Source organism: Sphingomonas sp. (genome assembly GCF_031380695.1).
GTDB lineage: Bacteria > Pseudomonadota > Alphaproteobacteria > Sphingomonadales > Sphingomonadaceae > Sphingomicrobium.
Window position 1 is genome coordinate 1 of sequence record NZ_JANMWY010000169.1, and the last position, 4,881, is coordinate 4,881.

The 4,881-nt window shown below is 66.0% G+C and carries 2 protein-coding genes; both read right to left on the reverse strand.

The genetic code is table 11. From position 1 onward, the window contains the following. Positions 1-3,072: bifunctional proline dehydrogenase/L-glutamate gamma-semialdehyde dehydrogenase PutA (gene putA, locus RMN84_RS06385; RefSeq protein WP_309611352.1), on the reverse strand; the 3,072-nt coding region annotated here is incomplete at its 3' end. 4 nt (positions 3,073-3,076) lie between these two features. After that, positions 3,077-4,881: SEC-C metal-binding domain-containing protein (locus RMN84_RS06390; protein WP_309611353.1), on the reverse strand; the 1,805-nt coding region annotated here is incomplete at its 5' end.

The following is a 4,881-nucleotide window of genomic DNA, read 5'->3' on the forward strand; positions in this document are numbered from 1 at the left end:
CGCCGCGGTGGTATCGATGCAGGTCACGCGTTCGGTCGCGAAACGCGCGACGTAATGCGGCCCGCCGGCCTTGGGTCCGGTGCCCGACAGCCCCTCCCCGCCGAACGGCTGGCTCTCGACCACCGCGCCGATCTGATTGCGGTTGACGTAGAGATTGCCGACGCGGGCGTGGGCCTCGACGAACGCCCGCGTCGTATCAATGCGGCTCTGCAAGCCCAGTGTCAGGCCGAATCCGGTCGCATTGATCGCGTCGATGACCTTGCCCAACTCGCCCGACTTCCACCGGACGACGTGCAGGATGGGTCCAAAATGCTCACGGTCGTGAGCGGTGAGGCTGGCGATCTCGACCATCGCCGGGGTAACATAATGGCCGTGCTCGGTCGCGGGCGGGAGGTCGAGCCGAGCGAGGAATTTGCCGTTCGTCGCCAGATCCACCAAATGTGCATCAAGCGCCATCTTGGCCTCGGCGTCGATCACCGGTCCGACGTCCGTCGCGAGATCGCGCGGATCGCCGATGATGAGAGCGCGCATTGCCCCCGCGATCATCGCCAGCATCGCGTCGGCCACATCGTCCTGTACGAGCAGTATGCGCAACGCCGAGCAGCGCTGACCCGCGCTCTGGAACGTCGAGGCGATGACGTCGCGCGTAACCTGTTCGGGCAGCGCCGACGAATCGACGATCATCGCATTCTGCCCGCCGGTTTCGGCGATCAGCGGGATGATCGCGCCGGGCCGATCGGCGAGGCCACGGTTGATCGCGCGCGCCGTGTCGGTCGAGCCGGTGAAGGCAACCCCGGCGACCAGCGGGTGGGCGGTCAGCGCCGCGCCGGTGCGGCCGTCGCCGGGGACGAGCTGGACAATCTCCTTGCGAATACCAGCGCGGTGCATCAGCTCGATTGCCAGTGCGCCAATCAGCGGAGTCTGCTCGGCCGGCTTGGCCAGCGCGGCGTTACCCGCCGCCAGCGCCGCCGCAACCGAGCCGATGAAGATCGCCAGCGGGAAATTCCACGGGCTGATGCAGGCAAACACTCCCCGACCGTGGAGACGCAGGCTATTGCTCTCGCCAGTCGGGCCGGGGAGCGCCAGGGCTCCTGCGAACTTGGTCCGCGCCTCGGCGGCGTAGTAGCGCAGGAAATCGACCGCCTCGCGCACTTCCAACACCGCATCGGGCAGCGTCTTGCCGGCCTCGCGAATGCACAGCGAGAACAGCGCGTCACGCTCCTGCTCGAAAAGATCTGCGGCGGCATTGAGCAGGCGCGCGCGCTCTACCCCGCCCATTGCGTCCCATTCGGGCTGAGCAGCTGCGGCGGCGCGGGCGGCGGCGTCGACCGCCGCTTCGTCCGCATCGCGCACCTCGCCGACGGTCAGCCGCGTATCGAACGGCGACACCACCGCCCGCGCCGGTCCACCCTTCCCCATCGTCGGCTGCGCGCTCCACGACTTCGCCTCGAGCCGCCGCAAACGCTCGACCAACGGTTCGCGCACCAGCGGATCGCTCAGGTCGCACCCCGCGCTGTTGCGCCGCCCTGTGCCGAAAATCGCATCGGGACAAGGGATTGCCAGATTGCGGCGCGGCGACAGTCGTTCCAGCTCCACGACCGGATCGCGGATCAGCGCATCGACCGGCACGTGCTCATCGGCGACCCGGTTGACGAAGCTCGAATTTGCGCCATTTTCCAGCAACCGCCGCACAAGATAAGCCAGCAATTCCTTGTGACTGCCGACCGGCGCATAGATGCGAACCGGGGTCTGCGGCTGGCCCATCTCGCGTTCTAGTGTCGCCAGCTCCTCATACAGCCCCTCACCCATCCCATGCAAACGCTGGAACTCAAGAGGTTTTCCTGCAGCCAAGGCCTTGACCGCGCCGATCGTATTCGCATTGTGTGTCGCGAATGCGGAGTAGATGACGTCATCCGCCGCCAGCATCGCCTTGGCGCAGGCGAGGTAGGACACGTCGGTCGCGACTTTGCGCGTCCACACCGGATAGTCGCTCAGGCCCGCCACCTGCGCCGCCTTGATTTCGCTGTCCCAATAGGCCCCCTTGACCAGGCGGACCATCAGGCGGCGACCGTGCCTGCGCCCGAGCGCGGCGACCCATTCGACCAGCGGCACCGCGCGCTTCTGATAGGCCTGAAGCGCCAACCCAAACCCGCCCCAGCCATTCGCGAACAACGCGTCGTCCGCCACCAGTGCCTCTATGATGTCGAGCGACAGTTCGAGCCGGTCGGCTTCCTCGGCATCGACGGTGAAGTGCACGTCGGCGGCGCTGGCCTTGGCGGCCAGGGCCCGCACCACGGGGAGGATCGCCGCCTTCGCCTCCTCGGCATGGGCGAATTCATAGCGCGGGTGGAGTGCGGACAGTTTGACCGAAATCCCCGGCGCGGCGCGAACGCCGCCGCTGGCGGAGGCGGCAATCCGATCGAGCGCGCCATGATAGGCCTCGGCATAGCGCGCCGCATCGGCATGGGTCCGCGCCGCCTCGCCGAGCATGTCGAAACTGTGGCTTAGCCCTTTCACCCGCTCCGGACGCGCCCGGGCGAGCGCTTCGTCGATCGTCCGCCCGAACACGAATTGCGCGCCGAGGATTTTCATGCCCTGCGCGACGGCGGTGCGGATGACGGGCTCGCCGAGCCTTCCGACCGCGCGGCCCAACGCCGAGCGCCAGCCCTCGCTGCGATCATTCGCACCATCGAGCACCTTGCCAGTCAGCAGCAGCGAAATGGTCGCAGCGTTGACAAACGTCGAGCGCGATCCGCCGAGCTTCTCGGCCCAGTCCGGGCCCGAGAGCTTGTCGTGAATCAGCTCGTCGGCGGTGCCCGCATCGGGAATCCGCAGCAACGCCTCGGCCAGGCACATCAGCGCTACGCCCTCGTCGCTGCCCAGATCATAGGCGTGCATGAAGGCGTCGAGCCCGGCTGGCTTGTGCGCCTTGACCCGCTCGACCAGCGTCCGCGCGATCGCTGCCGCAACCGGCGAGGCTTCGGCGGGCAAGCGCGCCTGCTCGATCCGCTCGGCAATAATTGCCTCTTCGTCCGGGCGATACGCTGCCCGAAGCGCGCTCCGGTCGGTCATCGGGTCAGACGAGCACGCCGTGGCAGTGCTTGTACTTGCGCCCCGATCCACATGGACAGGGCGAATTGCGGCTTTCGGGCTCGGTCACGGCCCCGACGGCGCCATCCTCGCCGGGAACCGCCTCCGGCATCGGTGGCAACGGCATCTGCAACGGCGGCAGGCCTGACATGGCATTGCCCGTTGCCCAGTCGATATCCGCGCTATCGTCGTCGCCCGACAGCGGATCGATGTGGCTGGTAAGGAAGTCGGGCATCTGCATCGGGGCCGGATCGAAGCTGACCTGAGCGCGCATCAGCACCCGCGTGACGTCCTCGCGGATCGAGATCAGCAGCCGTTCGAACAGCAGGAACGCCTCCTGCTTGTATTCGTCGATCGGCTTCTTCTGGGCGTAACTGCGCAAGTGAATGACCTGGCGCAGTGCGTCGAGCGTCGCCAGATTTTCCTTCCAGAAATGGTCGAGCGTCTGAATCAGCACATTCTTCTCGACCTCGACCCAACCGACCTGGTCGACGCTCGCCAGCTTGTCGGCCATGACCGTGTCGGCCCGGTCCTGGATGCGCTGGGCGAGCATGTCCTGCTCGACCGCTTCCTCGCCCAGCCAGTCGTCGATCGGCGGCTGCAAGCCGAGCACCGCGTCGATGCTCTCTTTCAGGCCGGCAACGTCCCACTGCTCGGGATACGTCCCCGGCGGGCAGTGCGCCGCGACCAGGCTCGTCACCGTTTCCGCGCGCATATCGCTGACCACGTCGCTGACGTGATCGGCGTCCATGATGTCCGCGCGCTGCTCGTAGATTACCTTGCGCTGGTCGTTCATGACGTCGTCGAACTCGACCACCTGCTTGCGGATGTCGTAGTTGCGCGCCTCGACCTTCTTCTGCGCAGTTTCGATCGCCTTGCTGATCCACGGCGAGACGATCGCTTCGCCATCCTCCAGATTCTTGTTCATCAACCGCGCGAACATCGTCTGCGGGCCGAAGATGCGCAGCAGATCGTCGTCGAGGCTGAGGTAGAAGCGCGACAGGCCGGGGTCGCCCTGGCGGCCGGACCGCCCGCGCAGCTGATTGTCGATGCGGCGGCTCTCGTGGCGCTCGGTGGCGAGCACGAACAGCCCGCCGACCTCGAGCACGCGGCGCTTCTGCTCGGCGACTTCGGCCTTGATCTTGGCGATGGCGGCATCGCGTTCGACGCCCTCGGCCAGCCCGCTCAGCTCATCGTCGACCCGAAACTCGACATTGCCGCCAAGCTGGATGTCGGTGCCGCGTCCAGCCATGTTGGTGGCGATGGTCACCGCCCCCATGCTGCCAGCCTGCGCGACGATATGCGCTTCCTTCTCGTGGAAGCGGGCGTTGAGCACCTCGTGGCGAATGCCTTCCTGGTCGAGGAATTCGGACAGCATTTCCGACTTCTCGATCGACACGGTGCCGACCAGAACCGGCTGGCCCTTCTCCTGCCGCGCCTTGATCTCCTTGGAAATCGCACCGAACCTGTCGGTGATATTCTTGTAGAATTCATCGTCCTCGTCGACCCGCTTGACCTCGACGTTGGTCGGGATCGTCACGACGTTCATCTTGTAGATGTCGAAGAATTCCGGCGCCTCGGTCAGCGCGGTACCGGTCATGCCCGACAGCTTCGGGTACATGCGGAAATAATTCTGGAAGGTGATCGAGGCGAGTGTCTGGTTTTCCGGCTCGATCGCCACGCCCTCCTTGGCCTCGACCGCCTGGTGAAGCCCGTCCGACCAGCGCCGCCCGTCCATCATCCGGCCAGTGAACTCGTCGATGATGATGACCTTCTCGTCCTTGACGATAT